Origin of the sequence: Bifidobacterium sp. N5G01, assembly GCF_002742425.1 — a bacterium.
GTDB classification, from domain to species: Bacteria; Actinomycetota; Actinomycetes; order Actinomycetales; family Bifidobacteriaceae; genus Bifidobacterium; species Bifidobacterium hominis.
In genome coordinates this window covers 844134-867159 of the sequence record NZ_NJNP01000001.1, presented here as the reverse complement: position 1 = coordinate 867159, position 23026 = coordinate 844134, and the positions used below count along the sequence as shown (strand labels likewise).

Below are 23026 nucleotides of genomic sequence, written 5' to 3'. Positions count from 1 at the left end.
GGCTTTATTCGAGGGTTTTAACGAGGGTACCAATGGGGAAAGCTCCGATATGATTCTGAACCAAGCTGTTTAGGCAATACAGGGGGAGGGAAGAATGGTTGATGGAAAATTCACCGCAAAGGAGCGCGCATATTTGGCCAGCCTTCCCGCAGTGGAAAGCGTGAGCGCGTCGCATATCCGGTATGCTGACAGTTTCCGCATCGAAGTCATGTGCAGATACAATGCGGGCGAATCGCCGGCCGCCATCTTCCGCGAGGCGGGTCTCGACCCGAAACTCATCGGATACAAACGCATTGAGCGGTGCATTGCACGCTGGAAAAAGCAGGGAGAACGCGACCGTCGCGGCGGTGAGCGTGCCAATCGCGACGATCTGCGCATCATCCGTCATCATGATCTTATGGGCGATGACGCGCAATCATCGGAAATGGAATCGCAGGATATGCTTTCAAAACTCACCCAGGCGCAGCTCATCATCAACCAGTGCGACGAATTGATTGCGAAGCAAGCATTGCGCATCGACGAACTGGAACGTGTGCTGCGAAAGCTTGTCGGGTGACGGCACGCTTGCGTGAGATGGAGAAAGCGGTGGAATGGCATGACGGTCGCCAGCCGTCGTCCGAGGAAGTTTCGGTGGACGGTCGACTTTTGACGGCTGGCTGTTTTCTGTCATTTGCAGAGGCGATTGATGTTGCCGACGAAATGCGTCAACGACGTCACGCTCGCGGCACAATGCTGGCGATGCGTGCGGTTGCGGCGCTGTTGATTGTTGCTGCGGTCTGTATTGGCGGATTCCCGGCAATGTTGCAGTATTGGTCGGCGCGTGATCTGTCGGAAACGTCGGTAAGATCCGCGCAGACGGTTGCGGGCTGGCCGTATCCGCAGGCAGATGACGCGTTCGCCGCGGCCCAGGACTATAACAAGTGGCTTGCGGAATCCGGGCAGCCGATTTTGGGTGAGGCGAAGGATCCGTTCGCTGATGTGCGCGGCGGATCGCGTGCCAGAGTGTCCGATTCTGCGGAATCGGACAATCAGGTGGGTGAAAGTGGACCACAGATGTCTGATTCTGCAGAATCGGACAGCCAGAGTGGTGCGGACGCCAGTTCCGCAAGCGCCAGTTCGGCGGACGCGGAGTACCAGAGTCTGCTGGATTCCGGCGGTGGCGTGATGGGTACGATCCGTATTCCGAAAATTTCCGTGAAACTGCCGATCTACCATGGCACCTCCGAATCGGCGCTCGCTTCGGGCGCGGGCCACCTGTATGGCAGCAGTCTGCCGGTCGGAGGCAAGAACACTCATGCGGTGCTCACGGGGCATCGCGGACTGGTCGAAGCGGCCATGTTCACGCGGCTCGATGAAATGCGTGTCGGCGACTATTTCTACATCGAAGTGATGGGTCGAACGCTCGGCTATCAGGTGGACCGTATCACGGTGATCGAACCGAACGACACGTCGCAGCTGAAAATCGTGCCTGGTGAGGATCGCGTGACCCTGATGACCTGCACGCCGTATGGCGTAAACACGCACCGTCTGCTGGTTTCGGCCACACGTTCCGCCATTCCAGATGAGATTCCCGCCGAAAACGACGCGGTGAAGGACGCTCGTACGATCGGTGTGATCGCAGGTGTTGCGACTCTCGTGTTGGGTATGCTGTTGGTTTGGTTGCGACGCAAGCCGTGGCATATTCGCAGGCATGCTGCTTGGTGGCCGAAGCGCGGCTGACGCGGCTACTGCATGACGGCGTGTCTGACATGCAATTTGAATATAAAAAATGTGGTTGGCGAACAGAACATGCGTGATTGCCATTATTGACTAATGGTTACGAAAGTGTGAAGAAGCGTCATTGCAGTGATTATCCCATCGTTTCTTCGCGATAACGTCGGGTGCTCTTCGTGGGTGACTTGTGTTGCGATTCAGCAATTTCCATCGATTGTGCGATACCCGACTTTCCCGCACTTAGGGTGTACGCATGGCAGTCCCTTTTCCTCTAGCTTCCAGAGTTGAAGCACTGTCAGGATTTTCCGGGCACGTAGAAGATGTTGCGAATCTTGGCATGAAGAGAGGTTGCGCGTCGTAAGACGCGTGATTGCACAGGATTTAAGGGGATGCTCATGAGGCATGCACATGAATATGAGGCGAAGCCCAGGGGAGGACTTGCAAAACGTATAGTGGCTGTGCTCGCATCGGTCGCCATGCTGGGCGGCATGGGTTATGCCACCACCTCCGCCGCGCTTGCGGAAGATACGCCGACCACTGTGGAAACCACCACGGACCAGAGCGTGACCACTGCTAACGAAACGACCGGTGACGGTAACGCCACGGATAACGCGGGCACTGACAATGCGGGCGATACTTCCGTCGACCCTACGGGCACTGAATCCGATACCAACACGGGTACGGATGCCGGCGTGAACACGGCGAATGCGGCAAATGTCGGAGATGCTGCATCTTCGGATGCGAACTCGCAGACTGATACCACCGCACAGTCCAATCCGCAAACTGTCAACGCCGAGCAAAATAGCCCTTCCGTAGTGGCGGATGCTACTGATTCCAACTGTATTTACGCTGGAACGAATGCTTTGCAGCGCGTGTGCTGGCTTGATATGTCCAAGTTCAATTCAAACACCGCCAGAACAAAGGCCGGTCAAAAAATGACCGTGAATCTCGGCGGCGGCCTGACCATGTCATTTACCGCGTATTATTCCGGCAACCGTCCGGTCGTCGCCAGTGGAGTGCCAACGTGGGATGCTCGTACATACCAAGGTGAAGCTGGACATCACGCAATCTTCGGTGTTGAGGGATATTCTAATTTCCCAACCGGAAGCAAGCCCGCGCTGTATCAACGCGATGGAAATCGGGACGATTCGAAGATACAGCTTTCAGATATCACCATTACTAAAAACGGTCAGAATGTATCTAATCTGCAGTATTCGTTCGTTATGGCGGATGCGGAAAGCACCAACAAAAACGAGCAAATGGTGTACACCTCCAGTTCCGCGATTACGCAACTGGGATCTTATCCAACAGGCGATAGCAATTACAGTTTCTGTAAGCCGCAATTTTCGAATAACAATCAAACCATAACTTGCACGGGTAAGGATGGGGACAGCGTGCCTCAAGGCATTCGTCTGTATACAACGTCCACTCCAACTTGGGTTTCTATTGAGATGAAGAATAGTGGCCTTGGCTCTAGGCAGGGCGCAGCGTTCGGCGTTATTTTCTCGCAGGCTGTTGCGAGGGTCACTGTAAATGGTTTGGCGAGTGGCGACACGAATACAACGTTTAAGGCTGGTGTTTCGAATAATGAAGCCGGAAGTCTTGAATCGGATTCGATCTCGTTGAATAATACGGCAGAGAGCGATGCTTTGCCGATCCTCGCTAGCGCAGGCGAAAAGAAGACGGTTCGCTTCTACTTGGAAGGTAATCCAGGTGACTGGTCTAAGTATGACGTGACATTCGAAGGTACTGACAATGGCACGGTTGTTCCCGATCTTGATATCAAGACAGATGAAAACGGTCTGCATTACGTTGACATGACTGTTGAGGCCGATCATACGGTGCAGGGCCACTTTACGGTGACTGCCAAGCCTGATCCGCTTGGAGTGCCGGAACATCATAAGACCATCGCCAAGAAGGAGGGTGCCAACGATACGTACACGTTGAACCTCAACGTGACGGGCAAGCAATCCAGCACTTCGCAAACCGTCTCCCAGCCAGTCGACATCGCACTAGTGCTCGATAACAGCGGCTCGATGAACTACTGCATGAATGGTGTTCAGCCCTCCTTCTTCGACCCGTACCCGTGCAGAGGCGATAATGTTGTTCGCTCTGCAGCACTGCAGACGGCAGTGACCGCTTTCTTGGATGGCGTTGATATGCAGAATAAGACAATCGCAAACGATGGTAACAAAGTACAGGTTTCGTTGGTGAGTTTTGATGACTCTGCAGTTGCGCTAAGCGGACTTACGCCTGAGGTAGCGGAACTGAAAGCTAAGGTCAAAAGCTTAAATCCCGGGGGTGCCACTAATACTGCGGCTGGTTTCAGCAAAGCTAAGTCCACCTTGGATGAGGACAAGCGAACTAATGCAATCAAGTATGTAGTGTTCTTTACCGATGGTGTGCCGACTACGAGTACGGCATTCGACAATACTGTTGCGAACGATACATTGACGACCGCTAAGCAACTGAAAGGTGCGCATGTTGGTGTGTACAGCGTAGGCATCTTCTCTGATGCTAACACGAGCGTAACTTCGTGCAATCGGCAGTCAGATAAGACACGCAAAGCCAATGTGTTTATGAATGCGGTGTCCAGCAATTATCCGAATTATGGAAGTATTGCTTGGGATAATTCGTCTGGTGTAACGCTTAGTGGCGGCTCGAACAAGGGCTACTACAAGACCGCCAGTACGGCTTCTGGACTGTCGAAGGTTTTCAAAGACATTCAGCAAACCATTACGACCACCAACGGATATACCGGCGTGACCATTCAGGATACGCTGTCGAAATATGCTGAATTTGCTGGTGCCAATCCTGCAGAAACCGCACAAGTGGTTACCAATGGTGGCGATAACGTAACTAAGCAATGGAATATCAGGGTGAGTGATAAGACGATTACCGCATCGCCGAAGAGCACGGATCCGCTTCCTGACGGTGTGACTTACACGCTGCAGTTCGACATCAAGCCTACGCAGGAGGCGTATGACGATTATGCGGCGAACAAGAACGCTGGAAACGATAAAGATGGCTACGGCGGTGTGACTGGTAGCGCTGGTTCCGACGCTGCCGGTAATGCCACGTCTGCAGGTAAGCCTGGTTTCCATACCAACGACAGCGCATGCTTGGCCTACTCGGGTGACGGTGAAACACATGCCTGCGGTGATGCGCCTTATGCAGAGCAGCCGGTCGATCAGGTCAAGACCGGTGCCATCACAGTGCAGAAGAAGTGGGCTGATGCTGATGGCAATTCGAGCTCAGAAGGGAATCCTGCATCGGTGACGTTTACACTGCAGGTCGACGGACAAGACTCACGTGAAGCTACGGCAAAGGCTGACACGGGTTGGAAGGCAGCCTTCGAAAACCTAGCTCCCGGTCACACTTATAAGGTGGTCGAAAAAACCGTTGAAGGCTACGAAACTTCTTACACGAGTCAAGAGGTGAGAATCACTGCCGGCGAGCTGTGGAGAGCCGATTCCGACGCGAATACGGCTGACAATGTGAAGACATGGGACGTTATCGTCACCAACACTCACAAGAAGTCGACGTTGGCTGAAGGTTCGATCAAGGTGTCCAAGAGCATCAGCGGTCGTGAATGGAAGAAAGGTGACTCCTTCAACTTCACCATTGCCGGCTCTGACCCAGCCCAGAACGCTCCATTGCCTAAGCCAACTTCCGTCGCGATCAATGCGAATACCACAAAGCACGAGGCGAGCTTCGACAAGATCGAATACAAGACCGATGGCACCTACACCTACACGGTGAAGGAAACCAAGCCCACCGACGCCATTGCCGGCCTGCACTATTCTCAGGCGGAATACACGGTAACCGTGATCGTTCCTGCCGATATGGGCACGCCAACAGTGAGCATCAAGCAAGTCACGGACGACAACGGCAAGACTGTTGATAATCAGTCTGCGAATGTCGCCAAATTCACCAATACGTATGTGGCGGTATCGGCGTTGCCGTTGACGGGCGGAACCACGGATCGTCAATGGCTGCTGGTTGGCGGCTCGATCGGCGGATTCGCAGTACTGCTGGTTGGTGCGGCTGGCATCTGGAATCGCAAGAAACGTCTCGTCTGAGACGGTTCCTTGGACTGGGCTGCCCTACCAACCTTCACGGGGCAGCCCAGCCGTTCATCACAAATTTGTGGATCGCGAAGCATGTTGGGCTTCGGATCCCGTTAGCAAAAACAAACACAACATAAACAACACAAGAGAGGGGATTCTCATGAAGATGAGGAGACTTTTCGCCGGTATCGCCGCCGCTGCGACGTTGCTGGGTGGCATGGCTCTGGGCGCGGCCAGCGCACAGGCTGACGGCAGCGGCACTGTCGTCAAAAGTAATGTGAATTTCACATTCACTGCTCAGGACGCCAAGCAGCTGATCAATCGTAAGCTGAATGCCTACAAGATCGCTGACTACGTGCAGTACGGCACTGGTAGCGGTGCAACGTACGGTGTGCAGACTGCCGGCACGGTGACGGATCAATCCGGCATTAAGGCTGCGCTCGAAGACGCTGTTGCAGGCACTAATAAGACGGTTCCGACCGATGGCGGCGATCTGATGGCTTGGGCGCTCGCCGAAGGCGTGCTGGATACGACGGAATCGAGCAAGGATACGGCGACTGGCGCATGGAAGAACGGTGCTTCCCGTAAGTTCGTGGAAACGCTGAAGACCAAGACCAATATGCTTGGCGATTCGACTGTAGTTGATCTGGGCAAGAATCTTGCTAAAGATGGCTTGTCTGCTACTGTGACGCTCCCTGCAGGTCTGTACCTGTTTGTGGACGCGGATTACTCGGCTGGCACCAATAAGGATGCCACTCCGTCTATCGCAATCCTCGTTGGCTCCGGCAACGTTGAGAATGGCGTGCTGAATCCGCTCACTGAGGCAACTGTGGACATTAAGAACCAGACCACTGCCGTGACCAAGAAGGTGAATGGAAAGGACGCCATCACCGCTTCCGTTGGCCAGAAAGTGAGATACACCATTACGAGCAAGGTGCCGCAGAACACGCAGTACTACAGCGATTACGGCTACATCTATACGGATACCCCGTCTGCTGGCCAGACTGTGGATTTCGATTCCCTTAAGGTGAAAGTTGCCGATAAAGCGCTGGCCAAGGATACGGATTACACCGTGGCTAAAAACGAGGATGGCACTTTCACTGTCACCATCACTACCATCGAGAACCAGACCGCAGGTGCAGCCATCACTGTGACCTACGATGCCACAGTTACCGAAACGGAAGCCACCGGTAATAAGACCGTGATTAACACGGTCACGGTCTCCGACAATGGTGCTAAAGCCACCGACAGCACCTCCATCACCAACGGTCAGTTCTCCTTCACCAAGACCGATGCCCAGGGCAATGCTCTGGCTGGTGCTGATTTTGAGATCGAAGGGCAGAGTGGTACCTCGACTCCGTCCACTGCTACTGCGACTTCCGATTCAAATGGAACGGTGACTTTCAAGGGTCTTGCGGACGGTACTTACAAGGTCACTGAGACCAATGTTCCTGCAGGCTTCCAGCAGAATCTCAAAGCTGCATTTACCGTTACCATTGCGAACGGTAAGGCCGTCAAGTATGCAGGTGCCGATATCTGGGGCTTGGCTCCGAGCGCTGAGGTCTCCGGTAACTACACGTACAAGGTCAAGAACGTGAAGAACGTCACCCAGCTGCCGCTCACCGGCGCTGCGGGCACGACCCTCTTCACCGTCGTGGCGCTACTCGTGGCAGGTGCCGGCGTTGCCGTCGCGCTCAAGTCGCGCCAGCGCATGCGCTGATACGCGCTCAATCGCTGAAACAATAAGCGCAAAAACGAAATAAGCGGGCATTCGCGGAAACCATCCGTGGATGCCCGCTTTTCATGTCTTTTCGTGCCTTTCCATACTTTTTAGGGGTGAAGGTTTTGTATGGGGCAATATGGGATCGAAGCGGGTGAAATTCGGTACCAAACGGCGAAATCCGGCATAAAAAAGGTATCCGCAAGTGGCAACTAGGTGGCAAAACAGTCGTTAAAAAGCAACCATACAGGGGTTACGGGTGGGGGTATTTCGCGACAATACCACCCTACAATCGCAAGCACGTCCATGAAAACAGAGGAAAGGCGGGTGTCATGGCACGAGGTGGGGGAGCATTCAGCGACGAGGAAATCCAACTATTGCGCGGACTGCCGGCGGTCGCCAACGTAACGCGCAATCGCATCACCTACGCCGATTCGTTCAAGCAAGTGTGCACCATCCGCTACTTGACGGGCGAATCGCCGACCAAAATCTTCCGTGAAGCGGGACTTCCGCCGGATCTCATCGGATACAAGCGCATTGAACGGTGCGTTGACCGTTGGAAAACGTCGGCCATCAAATCCGTGGCCGGCAGCGGCAACATGAGTGACAGCGAGATCATCGCGCAACTTGTCAACCGGTATGAACACGCGTTCGTGATGAGGCGCAACCTCGACAGCATCGCCAACAGGCCGATGGAACATATTCCCGTCAACACGCAAGGCAACGACGGCATCGATTCGGGAACGGCGAGCATCATCATCAAGCAGCAGGCTCGCCGCATCGATGAACTGGAACGTGTGAACGCCGAACTGCGCGGGCAAATCGCCGCCACCGCCTGACCCAGACCATCGTTATGCCTCATAAGTGTCCGATTCTGCAGAATCGGACAAGTACACAGGCAAAAACGGGTCTCAGTTGTCCGTTTCTGGTGAATCGGACAAGTAAGGCGCGATTTGGGTCGAGCGGTTGGGCGTATTTCGCCTATATATGGCAGATTTGCACATGTGTCATGAGCTATTTCGCATATATATGGCAGACAGCTTACGGAAATACGCCCAAAACGTACCCCTAAGTGGTGTTTTGCCGTGAGCAAGTGCCATATATAAGCGAGAAAGCAGCGGTCAACCTCGGGAATCTGCCATATATAGGCGAGATAGGGCAGTATGGGGGTATGGCGAGGTGGAAAAAACGGGAATAAGGTGGTCGGCTGGGCACGGTTGGTCACAAACGGGATGCGCCAGTGCCGCAAAATCTGCGTACGTGCCCAAAAACAAAGCTTCGGCGGGCGCAATGTGCGGTTCGCGGGGTAGGGTAGTGAACATTATGACTTCCGAGAACACCAATTCCGCGGGCTCAAGCGCCGCGCACATCAAATCCGTCGAAAGCCTCGACCAAAGCAATGAAATGGAGCGAGGCCTGAAAAACCGCCATGTCCAGTTCATCGCCATCGGTGGCACCATCGGCACCGGCCTGTTCCTAGGCTCCGGTAAGTCGATCGCACTGACCGGCCCGAGCATCATTTTCGTGTACATCGGCGTCGGTCTGATCATGTTCCTGCTGATGCGCGCCATCGGCGAAATGATGTACAGCGATCCTAGCCAGCACACGTTCATCAACTTCATCACACGCTATCTCGGCCGCGGGTGGGGCAAGTTCGCCGGCTGGACGTATTGGATCGTGCTCATTCTGACCGGCATGACCGAAATCACTGCCGTAAGCACATATTTCGTAACGTTCTTCGGCACATTTGGCATAGACCTGAACTCGTGGAAGTGGCTGATCGAACTGTGCTTCCTCGTGGCGCTCACCGGCATCAATCTGATTGCGGTGAAAGTGTTCGGCGAGGCGGAATTCTGGTTCTCCATGATCAAGATCACGCTGATCGTCGGCCTGATCGTCACCGCCATCGTGATGCTGATCATCGGCTTCAGCTACCCCGCCACGCACATCGAAGGCGTGGACGGCACGGTGTCGGGCGCCACGGTGAGCCTCACGAACATCACCGACGGCTTCCAGCTCGCGCCGAACGGCTGGATGAACTTCTTCATGAGCTTCCAAATGGTGTTCTTCGCCTACCAGCTCATCGAATTCGTGGGTGTCACGGTGTCGGAAACGCAGAATCCGCGCGAGGTGCTGCCGAAGGCCGTGAACGAGCTGATCATGCGTATTCTGATCTTCTACGTGGGTGCCCTGATTGCGATCATGGCTATTGTGCCGTGGCGCAATTTCCACGAGAATTCCGACGGTTCGTTCGGATCTCCGTTCATCATGGTGTTCAAATATGCGGGTCTTGATTGGGCTGCCGCACTGGTCTTCTTCGTGGTGATTACGGCGGCCGCGTCGGCATTGAATTCGCTGATTTATTCGGCAGGTCGCCACTTGTATCAGCTGGCTTCTGATTCCGAGTCGCCTGCGATGGCGCGTTTGGCTGAAGTTTCCGATCACAAGGTGCCTGCGAATGCGATCATCGCTTCGGGTTGCATGATTCTGTTCTCCCCGATCATCAACGCGATTCCGGGCATTTCCGGCGCGTTCGTGCTGTTCGCTTCGGCCGCTAGCGCCGTGGTGATTTTCATTTACGTGCTGACGATGCTCGCCCACTGCAAGTATCGTCAGAGCAGCGATTTTCTGCCGGACGGTTTCGTCATGCCCGCTTGGCAGGTGTTTGATTGGATTGCGGTCGCGTTCTTTGTGCTCGTGTATGTCACGTTGTTCCTGTCGACGGACACGATTGGTTCTGCGATCGCCGGTCTGATTTGGCTGGTTGCGTTCGGCGGATATTGCCTGCTGCACGAACGATTCCAGAATCGCGATCTTAAGGAAGCCTTGCAGCAGTAGCGTTTGCAGGTAACGCAGGATACAAGTAAGGGACGTTCGCCGAACGTGAGTGCATCACGTACGTTCGGCAAACGCCCCTTTTCAGTATGGTCTTTGCGCGAATCCCCATTATGGGATTCAGCGCAAATCAGCCGATGTAGTCGGCCTCGTTCGTCGGGCTGGACGGCACGGCATGATCTTCCGTAACCTTGCCCAAGCCAGACAAATACGCTTCGCGACCCGCTTCGATCGCCTTCTTGAACGCGCGTGCCATCAGCGGAATATTGCCGGCGGAAGCGATGGCCGTGTATGCCATCACCGCGTCCGCGCCCATTTCCATGGCTTCCGCGGCCTGGCTCGGACGGCCAATACCAGCGTCGATGATCACCGGAACATTGGAATTCTTAATGATCACTTCAATGAAATCGCGTGCACGCAGGCCCTTATTCGAGCCGATCATCGCGCCCAGTGGCATCACGCAAGCCGCACCCGCGTCCTCAAGACGCTTCGCCGCGATCGGATCGGGGAACATGTACGGCATGACCACGAAGCCTTCTTTTGCCAGCTGTTTCGTGGCCTTGATGGTTTCCTCATTGTCGGGCAGCAGATACTTCGCCTCATGTTCGATTTCCACCTTCACAAAATCCGTCTGGCAGACTTCGCGCGCGAGACGGGCAATGCGCACCGCCTCTTCGGCATTGCGTGCGCCGGACGTGTTCGGCAGCATGGTGATGCCCTTCGGAATGTAGTCGAGCAGATTGTTTTCGGTGGTGCGGCAGCGGCGCAACGCCATGGTGACGATCTGCGTGCCTGCGTTCTCAATGGTCGCCTTGATGAGGTTCAGATCGTAGCGGCCGGATCCGAGAATGAAACGGCTTGTGAACTTGTGTCCGCCGAGAATCAGCGGATCGGCGTCACCGGTGGCGATTTCGTCATATGCGTGCGCATCCGGCTCCGGCAGCAGTGCGGTATTCGTGGTGGTGCCGACCAGCTCGTCGAGTGTGGCGTTCGGTGCTGCCGCGAAGTCCTTTTCCGCGGTGGTGATCGTGTTTTCGGTGCTCATGGTTAATCCTTACTATGCGATCAGTGTCGTGTTATTCGTTGTAATTTGCGTTTGTGGTTGCGTTTGTGGTTGCGTTCCGCTGTCAGGCGTCTTCTTCGCCAAGAATCAAGCGAGTGATCATATTGGCTTCGTGGCAGGCGACCACACCCACGCGCGGTGCCATCAGACCAGCACCCGGCACCGGAGCGGTTTCGCCATCGCCGCAGAAGTAGAAATTCTTTGAAACGCGACGAGTATTCACCAAATTGGAGCTGCGGAATCCTGCCATTCCAGAAGCGCTCACCAACTTCTTATTCGGCAGATTCTCAAGCACGGCGTTCACCAGCATCGTCTTGTTTTCCGGCACGTCGAACGCTTCGCAAATAATATCTTCATTGTCGAACAGCGTCGGCACGTTCTCGTCGGTCACTTTCACGGTATCAATGGTGATATCGATAAAAGGATTGATCTGACGCAAGTTGCTGCGCAATGCTTCCGTTTTGTACTGGCCGAGATCCTTCAAAAAAAACTGTTGACGATTCAGATTCGTCATATCCACGCGATCAAAATCAATCAAATGCAGGTGGCCGACGCCAATGCGGGTCAATGCCACCGCAATCGTCGATCCGAGACCACCGCAGCCACAAATGGCCACGTGCGCCCCGTCGAGCTTGTCTTGCGTGGCTGCGGTATGGCGGTCGAGCAGGGCTGCGCGGATTTCTTCGCGGCTGACGAGCGTGGTCGGGTCGGGCTGGTTGTCGAAAGCGTGCTGGCGGGCGTCGATCTGCGCCTGCGATGCGGATGGTTCAAAAGTCATGGTTGTTCTCGTATTCTCGTTTTCCGTTCGTGCGTTGTTTTTGCCGGGTTGGCCGTGTTTTGTATGTTCTTGCGATTGTTACGCGCGTATTGCGCCGGTCGTAATCGCAAGAAATTTTGAAAGTAGTTCAGCCGCCCTGCACGAACGTGACGATTTCCAACGTATCGGTGCCCTTGAGCTGCGTCTGCGCACGCTGGGTGCGAGGCACGATTTCGCCGTTGAGCTCGACAGCCACGCGGTCGGCGCGCAATCCCTTGTTTTCGATCAGTTCGGCCACGGTGATTGGCGTGGCGACGTCCTCTTCCTTACCGTTGATGATCATTGCGGTTCCCTTCTGTGTCTGTCGTGACACATGCTTCCTGCACTCCAAGTGTCCGTTTCTGGTGAATCGGACATCCGGAGGTTCATTTTTGGTCTCTAAATGTCCGATTCTGCAGAATCGGACACGCACGGCATCTATTTCAGTCCACGGATGTCCGTTTCTGGTGAATCGGACACTTAGGTGCTTATTTGAGCCGCTTGTGCGCCCGTTTCTGCAGAATCGGACACTCAAGGTTGGTACGAAAAAAGGGTCGCCGAAGGAACCGTACCCTATGAGGTGGTGCGCCCCTCCGTGACCCTAATCACGCGATATTCGGTTATCGCGAACGGAAGATGAGATACGCTTTGCGGCGTGAACAACCCGTCTCCTTACGGCGGCATTACCCGCATCAAGTCCTCGGTCGAAGCTTTATGAGCTCCCTCTCAGCCTTTCGGCTCCCGTTCGGTTGTGTTTTTATCTTCGCGCACGCGCCCGACAAGCTTGCGCCGGTTCACGTTGGGTTAGTCTTGAGATGAACGTGTACGAATCGGCTATGTTCTTGCAAGGAAGGGGAAGATGATGATGAACGGTGAATTGGCAGGATTTACGATTCCTCGGCTTGGCATGGGAACAATGGCTTTAGCGATTGAAGGGCGCCCGGATCGCGATACTGCGATTCGTACGATTCATGCCGGTTTGGACGCGGGTGTTCGCTATTTGGACACGGCTTGGTCATATTATCTGCCGAGTGAGCCTGGCACCGGTACTGCGGAAGATTTGGGGTACGGCGAAAAGTTGGTGCGTGATGCGCTCGCTTCGTGGAATGGCCCCCGAGATGAAGTGCTCGTCGCCACCAAAACCGGGTATCGCCGTACTTGCGAAGCGGTCGCGGCTACTGATGGCACGTATGCGGTGGGCGCTGATGAGAGCCGCCCGCAAAGCCAGCGTTTGCAGGCCGAAGGCAGCCGCTACGGTTGGATTGCCGACTCCCGCCCCGAAACCATGATTCGTGACGCCAAGGAGTCCGCGCTGCACTTGGGCGTCGATACGCTCGACCTGCTGTATTCGCATGGCCCCGACCCCGCGGTGCCTTACGAAGACCAATGCGGCGCGTTGAAACAGCTGCTCGACGAAGGCGTGATCAAATATGCGGGCATCTCCCGTGTGAATAACGAGCAGATCGACCTTGCACGCAGCATTATTGGCAGCGGATTGGTTGCCGTGCAAAACCAGTTCTCGCCGTCGCATCCCGATCCGGAACATACGATGGAGCATTGCGCCGAATTGGGGCTCGCATTCGTCTGTTGGTCGCCGCTCGGCGGATTCCTCGATACGTTCGATCAGAGCGCGTACGATCCGTTCCGCACGGTTGCCGCGCAACGTGGTTGCTCCTACCAGCGTGTGGTGCTGGCGTGGGAATTGACTCGTTACGAACGTCTGTTCACCATTCCCAGCGCTCGCAATCCGCAGGAAATCAACGATTCCTTCGCTGCAACGCAACTTCAGCTCACTCAAGAGGAACTTGTGATTCTTCCTCGATGATTATCGTTTATCGTTTCCTTTTTGTGCGTTTTTCTGTACTCGCATGCTGCGATCGGGGAAAAATGTTTATAGTAAAAGATATTATTGAGATGTAACTAGCGAGCATTGAATAAGGCGAGGTGAAGCGTGGGCTTCGAGCGGGAGTCGTTTGACAGGTTGATGAAAGCGGTCTGGGGCAAAAAGTCGCAGATGCAGCAGGCGATGTCGCGCGATTCCAAGGGTGAGCCATTCATTATTCGCGAGCTCGAGTTCAGGGGTGCGCAGACGCCGTCGCAGTTGGCCGCTGCGTTGAAAGTCACGTCTGGCAGGATTTCCACGCTGTTGGCTGCGTTGGAAAAAAAGGGTCTGATCGAGCGTGAGGTCGATCCCAACGACCGCCGCATTGTGCATGTGAATCTCACCGAGCAGGGGCGGGCGAAGGCCAAGCAGCAGCGTGAGGATATGTACGACGCCATTTGCTGGGTCTTTTCGCAGATGGGGGAGCGTCGCACGCGCGAATTTGTAGACCTTACCGAAGAATTCGCCACATATATGACCATCTGCATCCCCGGTCGGCCCCGCCCTACCGCCGAAGAGGTGAAGCGGGCTTTCGCGCAGGCCAATACTGAAGATCCGGCGTAGGGACTGCCCGTCGCATAAGTGTGCGCCTAACATGTGCCGTTCGCGACTGTAAGCTTGGCCAAATGGCCTGGAGTGTGTCGCGAATGGTATATGTTGGCCGCGCGCGACCGAGCTGAGAAGAATCGCTCTCAGCAAATACACAGAAATATGAGATTGTCTTACATTGTAAGTAATTAAATATCGTAAGATAATTCAATAGGACTTATGTAAATCATTAATCGCAATTCGATCAACTCATGTAGTTGATCCAACCAATCCATCAATCGCAAAAACTTCAAACGCAACACAAGAGAAGGAATCCAAGCATGTTCCGCATTATGCGATACCTCTCCAAAGCGGAGATAGGCCAGATGCTCATCGCATTGGTCAGCATCGTCGGGCAGATCTGGCTTGACCTGACCCTGCCGGACTACATGTCCGACATCACCACCCTCGTGGAAACCCCCGGCAGCGAAATGCACGATATTTGGATCGCCGGCGGCAAAATGCTGCTTATTTCGCTTGGATCGGCAGCATGCGCCATCATCACCGGCTATTTCGCGGCACGCATCGGCGCATCGTTCAGCCAGCGTCTGCGTTCCATGGAATTCCGCAAGGTAGAATCATTCGGACCGGCTGAAATGAGCCGATTCTCCACAGCCTCGCTGATTACGCGTTCCACGAACGATATTACGCAGATTCAGATGTTCATCACCATGGGATTGATGATGATCGTCAAATCGCCGATTATGGCGGTTTGGGCCGTCTGCAAGATTGCGGGAGACGGTCTCGAATGGACGCTCGCCACCGGTATCGCGGTAGTGGTGCTGCTGGTCTCCATTACAATCCTCATGGTTCTCGTCATGCCGAAGTTCAAGTCCATGCAGCGACTGACCGATAACATCAACCTTGTGGCGCGCGAGAACCTCACCGGCCTGCGCGTGGTGCGCGCCTACAATGCCGAGGATTACCAGGAAGCCAAGTTCACCAAGGCCAACAAGGAACTCACCGACACCCAGCTATTCACCAACCGTGCCATGGCCTTCATGATGCCGTTGATGAACACCATCATGAACGGTCTTATGCTTGCCGTGTACTGGATCGGCGCCTACCTGATCGACGCCGCCGACGCGGCCGACAAGCTCACCACCTTCTCCAACATGGTGGTGTTCTCCAGCTACTCCGTGCAGGTGATCATGAGCTTCCTGCTGATGAGCATGGTGTTCGTGCTGTGGCCGCGAGCGGACGTGTCCGCACAGCGCGTGCTCGAAGTGCTCGACACCGAACCGCTGATCACCGACGGCACCCGCAGCGACGCCGGCGAAGCGGGCAAGCAGGGCGAAATCGAATTCCGCAACGTGTGCTTCACTTACCCGGATTCGCGCGAAGCCATGCTCGAAGGCATCAACTTTACCGCCAAGAAGGGCGAAACCGTGGCGTTCATCGGTTCCACCGGCTCCGGCAAATCCTCGCTCATCAACCTCGTGCCGCGTTTCTATGACGCGACGCAAGGCGAGGTGCTCGTCGACGGCGTTAACGTGCGCGACTACACGCTCAAGGCATTACGAGACAGAATCGGATATGTGCCGCAACAATCCTTCCTGTTCAAAGGAACGATCGCATCCAATGTCAGCTATGGCGACAATCCGCTCGACACCACCGATGCCGGCATCGTCGACATGGCCGATACCTCGACCGCGGCCGGCAGAAAGCGCGAAAAAGAGCTGATCGCAACGCAAAACGAGCATCGCACACTCACTTCGGAACAGCGCGCCGACGTGCGTAACGCATGTGAAGTCGCGCAGGCGACCGAATTCATCGCAACCAAGGAAAAGCAGTACGATTCCGCGATTTCGCAGGGTGGATCGAACGTGTCGGGCGGGCAGAAACAGCGTCTGTCGATTGCACGTGCCGTCTATCGTCATCCGGAAATCCTGATTTTCGACGATTCCTTCTCCGCACTTGATTTCAAAACCGATCGTGCCGTACGCGACGCGCTCGCCAAGGAAGCGAAGGATTCCACCAAACTAATCGTCGCGCAGCGCATCGGCACCATCATGGATGCCGACCGCATCGTGGTGCTCGACGACGGCAAGGTGGTCGGCCAGGGCACGCACAGCGAACTGCTGGAAAACTGCGATGTGTACCGTCAGATCGCGCAGTCTCAGATGAGCGAAGACGAATTGAACGGCGGCAAGTCGGGCGAAAGCAAGCTGCCGGGCGAAACCGGCAAACCGATTGAAACCGGCAAGCCGTCCGTCGAAAGCGAATTGAACGAAAGCGAGGGTCGCTGACATGCCAGGAGGACCTATGGGACGCGGCCGCAGAGCCGTTGAAAAACCGCAGGATTTCGGTGGTGTGATGAAGAAACTGGTGCATTTCTGCCGCCACTACATTCCCGCCATCATTGTGGCGCTCGTATTGGGCGCGATCGGCACGGTATGCCAGATCGTCGGTCCGGACAAGCTCAAGGACATGACCAACGAGATCTCCAAAGGCCTGCCTGCGCTGGTCAACGGCAAGCCGGTGCTCGGTGCGATCGATATGGACGCGGTCACGCACATCGCATGGCTGCTGGTGGCGCTGTATGTGGGCTATGCGGTGCTGTGCTACGTGCAAAGCTGGATGATGGCGAACGTCACACAGCGTACTGCACAGGAGCTGCGCGAAGCCATCAGCGTGAAGATCAACAAGCTGCCGCTCAAGTATTTCGACAAGGTCAGCTACGGCGACGTGCTCAGCCGCATCACCAACGATGTGGACGCCATCGGCCAGACGCTCGGCCAGTCGGTCGGCTCGCTGATCACGTCGGTCACGCTGTTCGTGGGCGCGCTCATCATGATGTTCTACAACAATGTGATTATGACGGTGTGCGCCATCGTTTCCAGCCTGGTTGGCCTGCTCATCATGGGTGTGATCATGAAGGTTTCGCAGAAGTACTTCTCGCGCCAGCAGATCGCGTTGGGTGATGTCAACGGTCACGTCGAAGAGATGTATGCCGGACACACCGTGGTCAAGGCGTATTGCGGCGAGGCTGATTCGATTCGCGCGTTCGAAAAGTACAACGGCGATTTGTACGATTCGGGATGGAAGAGCCAGTTCCTTTCCGGCTTGATGATGCCGTTGATGAATTTCGTCGGCAATTTCGGCTACGTGGTTGTGTGCGTGGTTGGCGCTGTGCTTGCGATGGATGGCAAGATCGAGTTTGGTGTGATTGTTGCGTTCATGATGTACATTCGACTGTTCACCCAGCCGCTTTCCCAGTTCGCGCAGGCATTCCAGAACCTGCAGCGTTGCGCGGCCGCTTCCGAGCGCGTGTTTGGCTTCCTTGAAGAGCCGGAGATGGCCGACGAATCCGACAAGCAGGCGCTGCTCGGCGTGAACGGCAAACCGGTGCGCGGCGACGTTGAGTTCAGTCATGTGAAGTTCGGTTACGATCCGAGCAAGACGATCATCAACGATTTCTCCGCTTCGGTGAAGTCCGGTCAGAAGGTTGCGATTGTTGGTCCGACCGGTGCCGGTAAGACCACGATGGTGAATCTGCTGATGCGTTTCTATGAGATTTCGGGCGGTTCGATTGCGATTGATGGTGTGGATACGAAGTCCGTGCCACGCTGGAACGTGCATGACCAGTTCTCCATGGTGTTGCAGGATACGTGGGTGTTCCGTGGAACGGTGCGTGAAAACATCGCGTATTCGAAGCCGGGCGTCACTGACAAGCAGATCGAGGACGCATGCAAGGCCGTGGGTCTGCATCACTACATCATGTCGCTGCCGAACGGCTATGACACGGTGCTTGACGACAAGGCCACGCTTTCGCAGGGTCAGAAGCAGTTGCTCACCATTGCGCGAGCCATGGTTGAGGATGCGCCGATTCTGATTCTCGACGAAGCTACTTCTTCGGTTGATACGCGTACGGAAGAGCTGATTCAGAAGGCCATGGACGCGCTGACCGTGGATCGCACGTCGTTCGTGATTGCGCACCGTCTGTCCACAATCCGCGATGCGGACATGATTTTGGTCATGAACCATGGCGACATTGTGGAAAGCGGTACGCATGAGGAGCTGCTCGCCAAGGGCGGCTTCTACGCCGACATCTACAACAGCCAGTTCGCCCTCACCGACTGATTCACGGGGTCGACTGATTCACGGAGCCGCACGCCCCCCCCAAAAAAAAAGACGTGCGGCTCCCGTTATTTGCGTCATCTGTTTCACCCGTCCCGTGTACATTCGTACACTTTCGTATACTTTCGTATACATCGGTATACTTTGGTATATTTTCGTGTACATTGGTACATATTCGTGCGTAGTATTCATGCGAAAGTCGAGGTAAGGCAGCCCCATGGCGATGAACCCATTCAAGCCGACCGCTGGCAAGATGCCTCCGGTGCTGGTCGGACGTGAATCTGCCATTGAACAGTTCGCAGAAGCGCTTGACAACGGTGCAGGTGCTCCTGGGCGAATCATGTTGGTCATTGGCCAACGAGGTTTTGGCAAAACAGTGCTGCTCACGGAATTTCGGCGTATTGCGTCCGAACGCAAGTGGGAAACCATCTCCGAAACCGCATCTCCCGGTGTGGCGCAGCGTCTTATCGAAGCACTTGATTCGCATAATTTGCGTATTGATCAGGCAAGTTTGAATCCTTCCGTGAATATCGCAGGAATTGCGGGAGCAAGTCTTGGATCAATCGCCATTTCGTCATCTGCCTCGCCATTGAACCTACGGAACGCAATTGCCAAACGACTGGAAAGCAGCAAAATAGGCAAAGGCATTCTCATCACCATTGATGAAACGCAAGCGGCCTCGCTTGATGATCTTGTTGCCATCGCCACCGCTGTGCAGCACGTCATTACTTCCATTGATGAAACCAACGTGCCTGACAGCGAGAAAAAGGGTATTGCCATCGTATTTGCGGGACTTCCGTCGATCGTCAATGATCTCATCAACGATGACGTCATCACATTTCTTCGCAGAGCCGTGCAATGCAAACTAGACAATGTTCCGTTATTGGACGTCAAGAACGCTTTTCTTGAGTCCGTTGTCGATTCCGGCAAAACGATCAGTGATGACAATGCATGGAAGGCCGCTCAAGCGAGTGACGGATACCCGTACATGGTGCAGCTCGTCGGGTACTACATGTGGCAGTCGGCGCAACGGCGGCATTCGTCGGAAATCACGTTGGATGACGTTGATGCGGGCATTGCGGATGCACGGATCGCTTTTGATGATGCCGTTTGCGCTCCGGCTTTGGACGGTTTGAAATCGGCGGAATTGGAGTTTTTACAGGCAATGGCGGTTGATGTTCCCGACGTTACTGTAGTTAGCGACATTGAGGCTCGGACGGGCCACAGTCGGAGCTGGGTGAATAAGTATCGTGCCGCACTGATTAAAGATCAGGTTGTTCGCGCTGCGGGGCATGGCAAACTTGCGTTCGCGGTACCGCATTTGGGGGAGTATCTCAAGAAGCAGCTTTAGATTTGGGATTCGGCTGTTATGCGGATCGCAGGAAAAGTTCGGCCGGGAAGTTGCGGCTGGCTGCGATTTGACGGGATTCGTTCAATGTTGCGTATGCGAAATCGAACGTGCGTTGCAGTTGTGCTACTTCGGAAACGAACAGGGCCGTGGCCAGGCCGTCCGCGACGGCGGCGGGGTAGTCGCGCGCAATGTCGGGCGTTGCGTTTGCCGACTTATCGGCAGTATGGTGCAACTTGTTGAAATGCTGCGGATTGCAGGGAATGTATGCCCAGCTGGCTTCGGTCTGCTGTGCTGGCAGTCCGTCGATGGCATTGAGCAGATGATGAATGGCGATTTGGGTGCGCTCGTTGACGGCTACGTTCCAGTGGCGTCGGCTGGGTGCGCTCGCGCACAATGCACCATTTACGATGTGCGCAACTCCAATCGCACGAGATGAATCTTCCGGATCCTCAAGTGCGATGGAAATAGGCTGTTCCGCATGAATCAGCAAATCACCCCCCGCATCAATCACAAACTGTGTCGACCGCAACATGCGCCCAAGCAAATCGACAAGATAGCCTTTGCCGCATGCGCCGAAATCCAACTGCACCGGGCCGCGCGTGACCAGTGTTGTTCCGTGACGCTCCACATCCTGCCCCCATGTGGCGCGTCCACGCAATGCCCCCAAATGTTCGGGTGCATCCTGCGTAACCGTGAAACTCATCGACGCATCGTATCCAAGTCGGATCAAATCCTCGCCGACGCATGGATCAATCGCACCGGAAGTGGCGGAAAATAGCGCATCATACAGGTCGAACAGCGGCGCGCACCAATCCGGAAAATCGAAACTTCCGCCATGCTCGGCCTTGCCAATCGTTGCGGTCAGCGAATTATTGCGGAATCGAGACAGCACGCGTTCGTAATCTTCAATGAGCGATTCCATTGCGGAACGCGACTCGTCACCGATCGGCGAATCCGCGGAAATCATCATGCCGGTGCCGAGTGCTTTGGAAAACGCCGTAACATACGGCATGCGCTGCCCCAAAAAATCCATGCTTCCGATGCTAGCGTGTGTGCAATGAGAAATCAGCTGATTCTGACCGCACGATTCAGGGTTTCGCTCTTTCTGATCGCATGATTTCGATTATTTGACCGCACGATTTTAAAAAAGCGGCGAAAAACAAAATCGCGAGGTCGGCAGTGTCGAGAAAGAGACGAAGCTGTAAGTCAGGTGGTACAGTGGTTGACAAGGTGTCAACAGGGAGGTTGGTATGGGGCACGTCGATAACGCAGGTACGGTCACGAACGCAAACACAACCACGCGCACAACAAAAACGGTGAAGAGCCTGCCGATGCCCAAAGTCTGGGCTTTCGCCGTCGGCCAATTCGGCTGGGCGCTACTTTCCGGCATTATTTCGAATTGGCTCGTCTACTTCTACCAGCCCGACAACGAAACCATCTCGCAAGGGCAAACCGTGTTCGTGCCGCAAGGCCTTGCCGTGCTTGGCATAGTGACAGTGGTCGGCGGCATCACCGCGTTCGCCCGCTTCTTTGACGCATTCGTGGATCCGGCCGTGGCAAGTCTTTCCGACCGTTGCACATCAAAATCCGGTCGTCGCATGCCGTTCCTCAAATTTGCGGCCCTTCCGCTCGCCCTCGTCACCGTGCTGGTGTTTTGGAGTCCAATCAACGATACGAGCTGGATCAACGGCGCGTTCCTGTTCGTCACGGTGATCGGCTACTACATTGCGCTCACGTTCTACTGCACGCCCTACAACGCGCTGATCGCCGAGCTTGGTCACGATTCCAAACAGCAGCTCACCATCTCCACCGCCATTTCGTTCACGTGGGTGGCCGGCACCGCCATTGCGTACGTGGCACCGGTGATTTGGGCTGGTTTCGTGCCGGGCTTGGGGCGTGTGAACGCCATTCGTTTGACGTTCACCATCATGGCGGCCATCGCATTCGTGTGCATGCTGGTTCCGCCGCTCACCATCAAGGAACGCGATTACGTCAACTCGCAGCCCACGTTCGAGTCGACCATCGAATCGCTGAAGCAGACGTTCGGCGACGGCGAATTCCGCAAGTTCGTCTGCTCCGACGTGGTCTATTGGGTTGCGATCACTACATTCCAGACTGGTTTGCCGTTCTTCGTGACAAGCCTGCTCAAACTTCCCGAGACCACGACCACCATCTATTTCGTGCTCATGACCGCGGTTTCCGTGCTGTTCTATCTGCCGGTGAATCTGTTGGCGAACCGTGTTGGCAAGAAGCGGATTCTACTGGTTGCTTTCGTGATTTTCACATGCGCGTTCGCATTTGCCGGTGCGCTCGGTTCCGGCTTGCTTGCTGCGATTCCGCCAATGGCACAGGGCTTGATTCTTTCGATTGTCGGTGCGATTCCGATGGCTGCATTCGGTATTCTTCCGCAGGCGATTGTTGCGAATATTGCCGACGCGAGCTCGAAAACGACCGGTCAGGATCGTCAGGGCATGTTCTATGCGGCTCGCACGTTTGCGATGAAGATGGGTCAGTCGGTGGCGATGCTGCTGTTTACCGGCGTGAGCACGATTGGCATGGCGTCGGGCGCCGGCTATCGTATCGCGGCTGTTTGCGCCGCGGTATTGTGCGGCATCGGCGGTGTGGTGTTCGCGTTCTACAACGAACGCAAGGTGCTTGACGTGCTCGAATCCTGATTCCGTCCATGCGCCCGCTGACCTCACGATTTTGTTTTTCGTTGCTTTTTCGGAATCGTGAGGTCACCAGGGCGGAATCGTGAGGTCAGAAAGTCCAGTTCCATCCCAAATCTCCCAATTCCCGAATCTTCCAATCGCACGAATATGCATGGAGAGGAACGGCGAAAGCGCTTCAAAAAATCACTATGTGAGACGACGCGCGCGGATCGCAGAAAATAAGAATGGCGGAATTCCACCGTTTTATGGGTGTTTA

Annotated in this window: 16 protein-coding genes; 12 read left to right on the top strand and 4 right to left on the bottom strand. The window is 55.1% G+C overall.

Going from position 1 to position 23026, the window contains the following annotated elements:
• Positions 1-94: 94 nt before the first annotated feature.
• The 6 genes from CE168_RS03700 (at position 95) to CE168_RS03675 (ending at position 10341) form a co-directional block, all read left to right on the top strand.
• Positions 95-556 (top strand): hypothetical protein, encoded by a 462-nt coding sequence (locus tag CE168_RS03700; RefSeq protein WP_099571141.1) that lies wholly within the window; start codon positions 95-97, stop codon positions 554-556.
• 143 nt (positions 557-699) lie between these two features.
• Positions 700-1719, top strand: coding sequence for a class C sortase (locus CE168_RS03695; protein WP_236824305.1), 1020 nt, complete (start codon positions 700-702; stop codon positions 1717-1719).
• Between the two features lie 389 nt (positions 1720-2108).
• On the top strand, positions 2109-5795 hold the full coding sequence (locus CE168_RS03690; protein ID WP_180753675.1) for a DUF7604 domain-containing protein: 3687 nt from the start codon (positions 2109-2111) through the stop codon (positions 5793-5795).
• 154 nt (positions 5796-5949) lie between these two features.
• The gene (locus CE168_RS03685) at positions 5950-7503 is read left to right on the top strand and encodes a SpaA isopeptide-forming pilin-related protein (protein ID WP_180753674.1); all 1554 of its coding nucleotides are present in this window, start codon (positions 5950-5952) and stop codon (positions 7501-7503) included.
• 332 nt (positions 7504-7835) lie between these two features.
• Entirely contained in the window at positions 7836-8342 is a 507-nt protein-coding gene (locus tag CE168_RS03680) for a hypothetical protein (RefSeq protein ID WP_099571138.1), read from the top strand.
• 484 nt (positions 8343-8826) lie between these two features.
• Positions 8827-10341 (top strand): amino acid permease, encoded by a 1515-nt coding sequence (locus CE168_RS03675; RefSeq protein ID WP_180753673.1) that lies wholly within the window; start codon positions 8827-8829, stop codon positions 10339-10341.
• Between the two features lie 127 nt (positions 10342-10468).
• On the opposite strand, the gene CE168_RS03670 is transcribed toward CE168_RS03675, so the two are convergent.
• The 3 genes from CE168_RS03670 to thiS all read right to left on the bottom strand — a co-directional run bounded on the left by CE168_RS03670 (position 10469) and on the right by thiS (position 12501).
• Positions 10469-11383, bottom strand: a complete 915-nt coding sequence (locus tag CE168_RS03670; protein ID WP_003833695.1) for a thiazole synthase — start codon at positions 11381-11383, stop codon at positions 10469-10471.
• A gap of 82 nt (positions 11384-11465) precedes the next feature.
• Positions 11466-12179, bottom strand: coding sequence for a sulfur carrier protein ThiS adenylyltransferase ThiF (gene thiF / locus CE168_RS03665; RefSeq protein WP_099571136.1), 714 nt, complete (start codon positions 12177-12179; stop codon positions 11466-11468).
• A 127-nt stretch (positions 12180-12306) separates the two neighbouring features.
• Complete coding sequence (gene thiS / locus CE168_RS03660; RefSeq protein WP_099571135.1) at positions 12307-12501, bottom strand: sulfur carrier protein ThiS; 195 nt, start codon at positions 12499-12501, stop codon at positions 12307-12309.
• Between the two features lie 555 nt (positions 12502-13056).
• Here thiS and CE168_RS03655 point away from each other — a divergent pair.
• The 5 genes from CE168_RS03655 to CE168_RS03635 all read left to right on the top strand — a co-directional run bounded on the left by CE168_RS03655 (position 13057) and on the right by CE168_RS03635 (position 20098).
• A complete protein-coding gene (locus tag CE168_RS03655; RefSeq protein WP_099571134.1) occupies positions 13057-14022 on the top strand; it encodes an aldo/keto reductase in 966 nt (321 codons plus the stop codon).
• 126 nt (positions 14023-14148) lie between these two features.
• On the top strand, positions 14149-14643 hold the full coding sequence (locus tag CE168_RS03650) for a MarR family winged helix-turn-helix transcriptional regulator (protein WP_099571133.1): 495 nt from the start codon (positions 14149-14151) through the stop codon (positions 14641-14643).
• A gap of 305 nt (positions 14644-14948) precedes the next feature.
• The gene (locus CE168_RS03645) at positions 14949-16916 is read left to right on the top strand and encodes an ABC transporter ATP-binding protein (protein WP_099571132.1); all 1968 of its coding nucleotides are present in this window, start codon (positions 14949-14951) and stop codon (positions 16914-16916) included.
• 1 nt (position 16917) lies between these two features.
• Positions 16918-18750 carry an ABC transporter ATP-binding protein gene (locus CE168_RS03640; protein WP_099571131.1) on the top strand — a complete coding sequence of 611 codons (1833 nt, stop codon included), beginning with the start codon at positions 16918-16920 and terminating at the stop codon, positions 18748-18750.
• A 214-nt stretch (positions 18751-18964) separates the two neighbouring features.
• Positions 18965-20098: an ATP-binding protein gene (locus CE168_RS03635; RefSeq protein WP_099571130.1), complete on the top strand. Its 1134-nt coding sequence runs from the start codon at positions 18965-18967 to the stop codon at positions 20096-20098.
• Positions 20099-20114: 16 nt separating this feature from the next.
• Here CE168_RS03635 and CE168_RS03630 read toward each other — a convergent pair whose 3' ends face one another.
• Positions 20115-21131 (bottom strand): FAD:protein FMN transferase, encoded by a 1017-nt coding sequence (locus CE168_RS03630; RefSeq protein WP_099571129.1) that lies wholly within the window; start codon positions 21129-21131, stop codon positions 20115-20117.
• A gap of 217 nt (positions 21132-21348) precedes the next feature.
• On the opposite strand from CE168_RS03630, the gene CE168_RS03625 reads away from it, so the two are divergent.
• Complete coding sequence (locus tag CE168_RS03625; RefSeq protein ID WP_442861940.1) at positions 21349-22773, top strand: MFS transporter; 1425 nt, start codon at positions 21349-21351, stop codon at positions 22771-22773.
• The last annotated feature ends 253 nt before the right edge of the window (positions 22774-23026 follow it).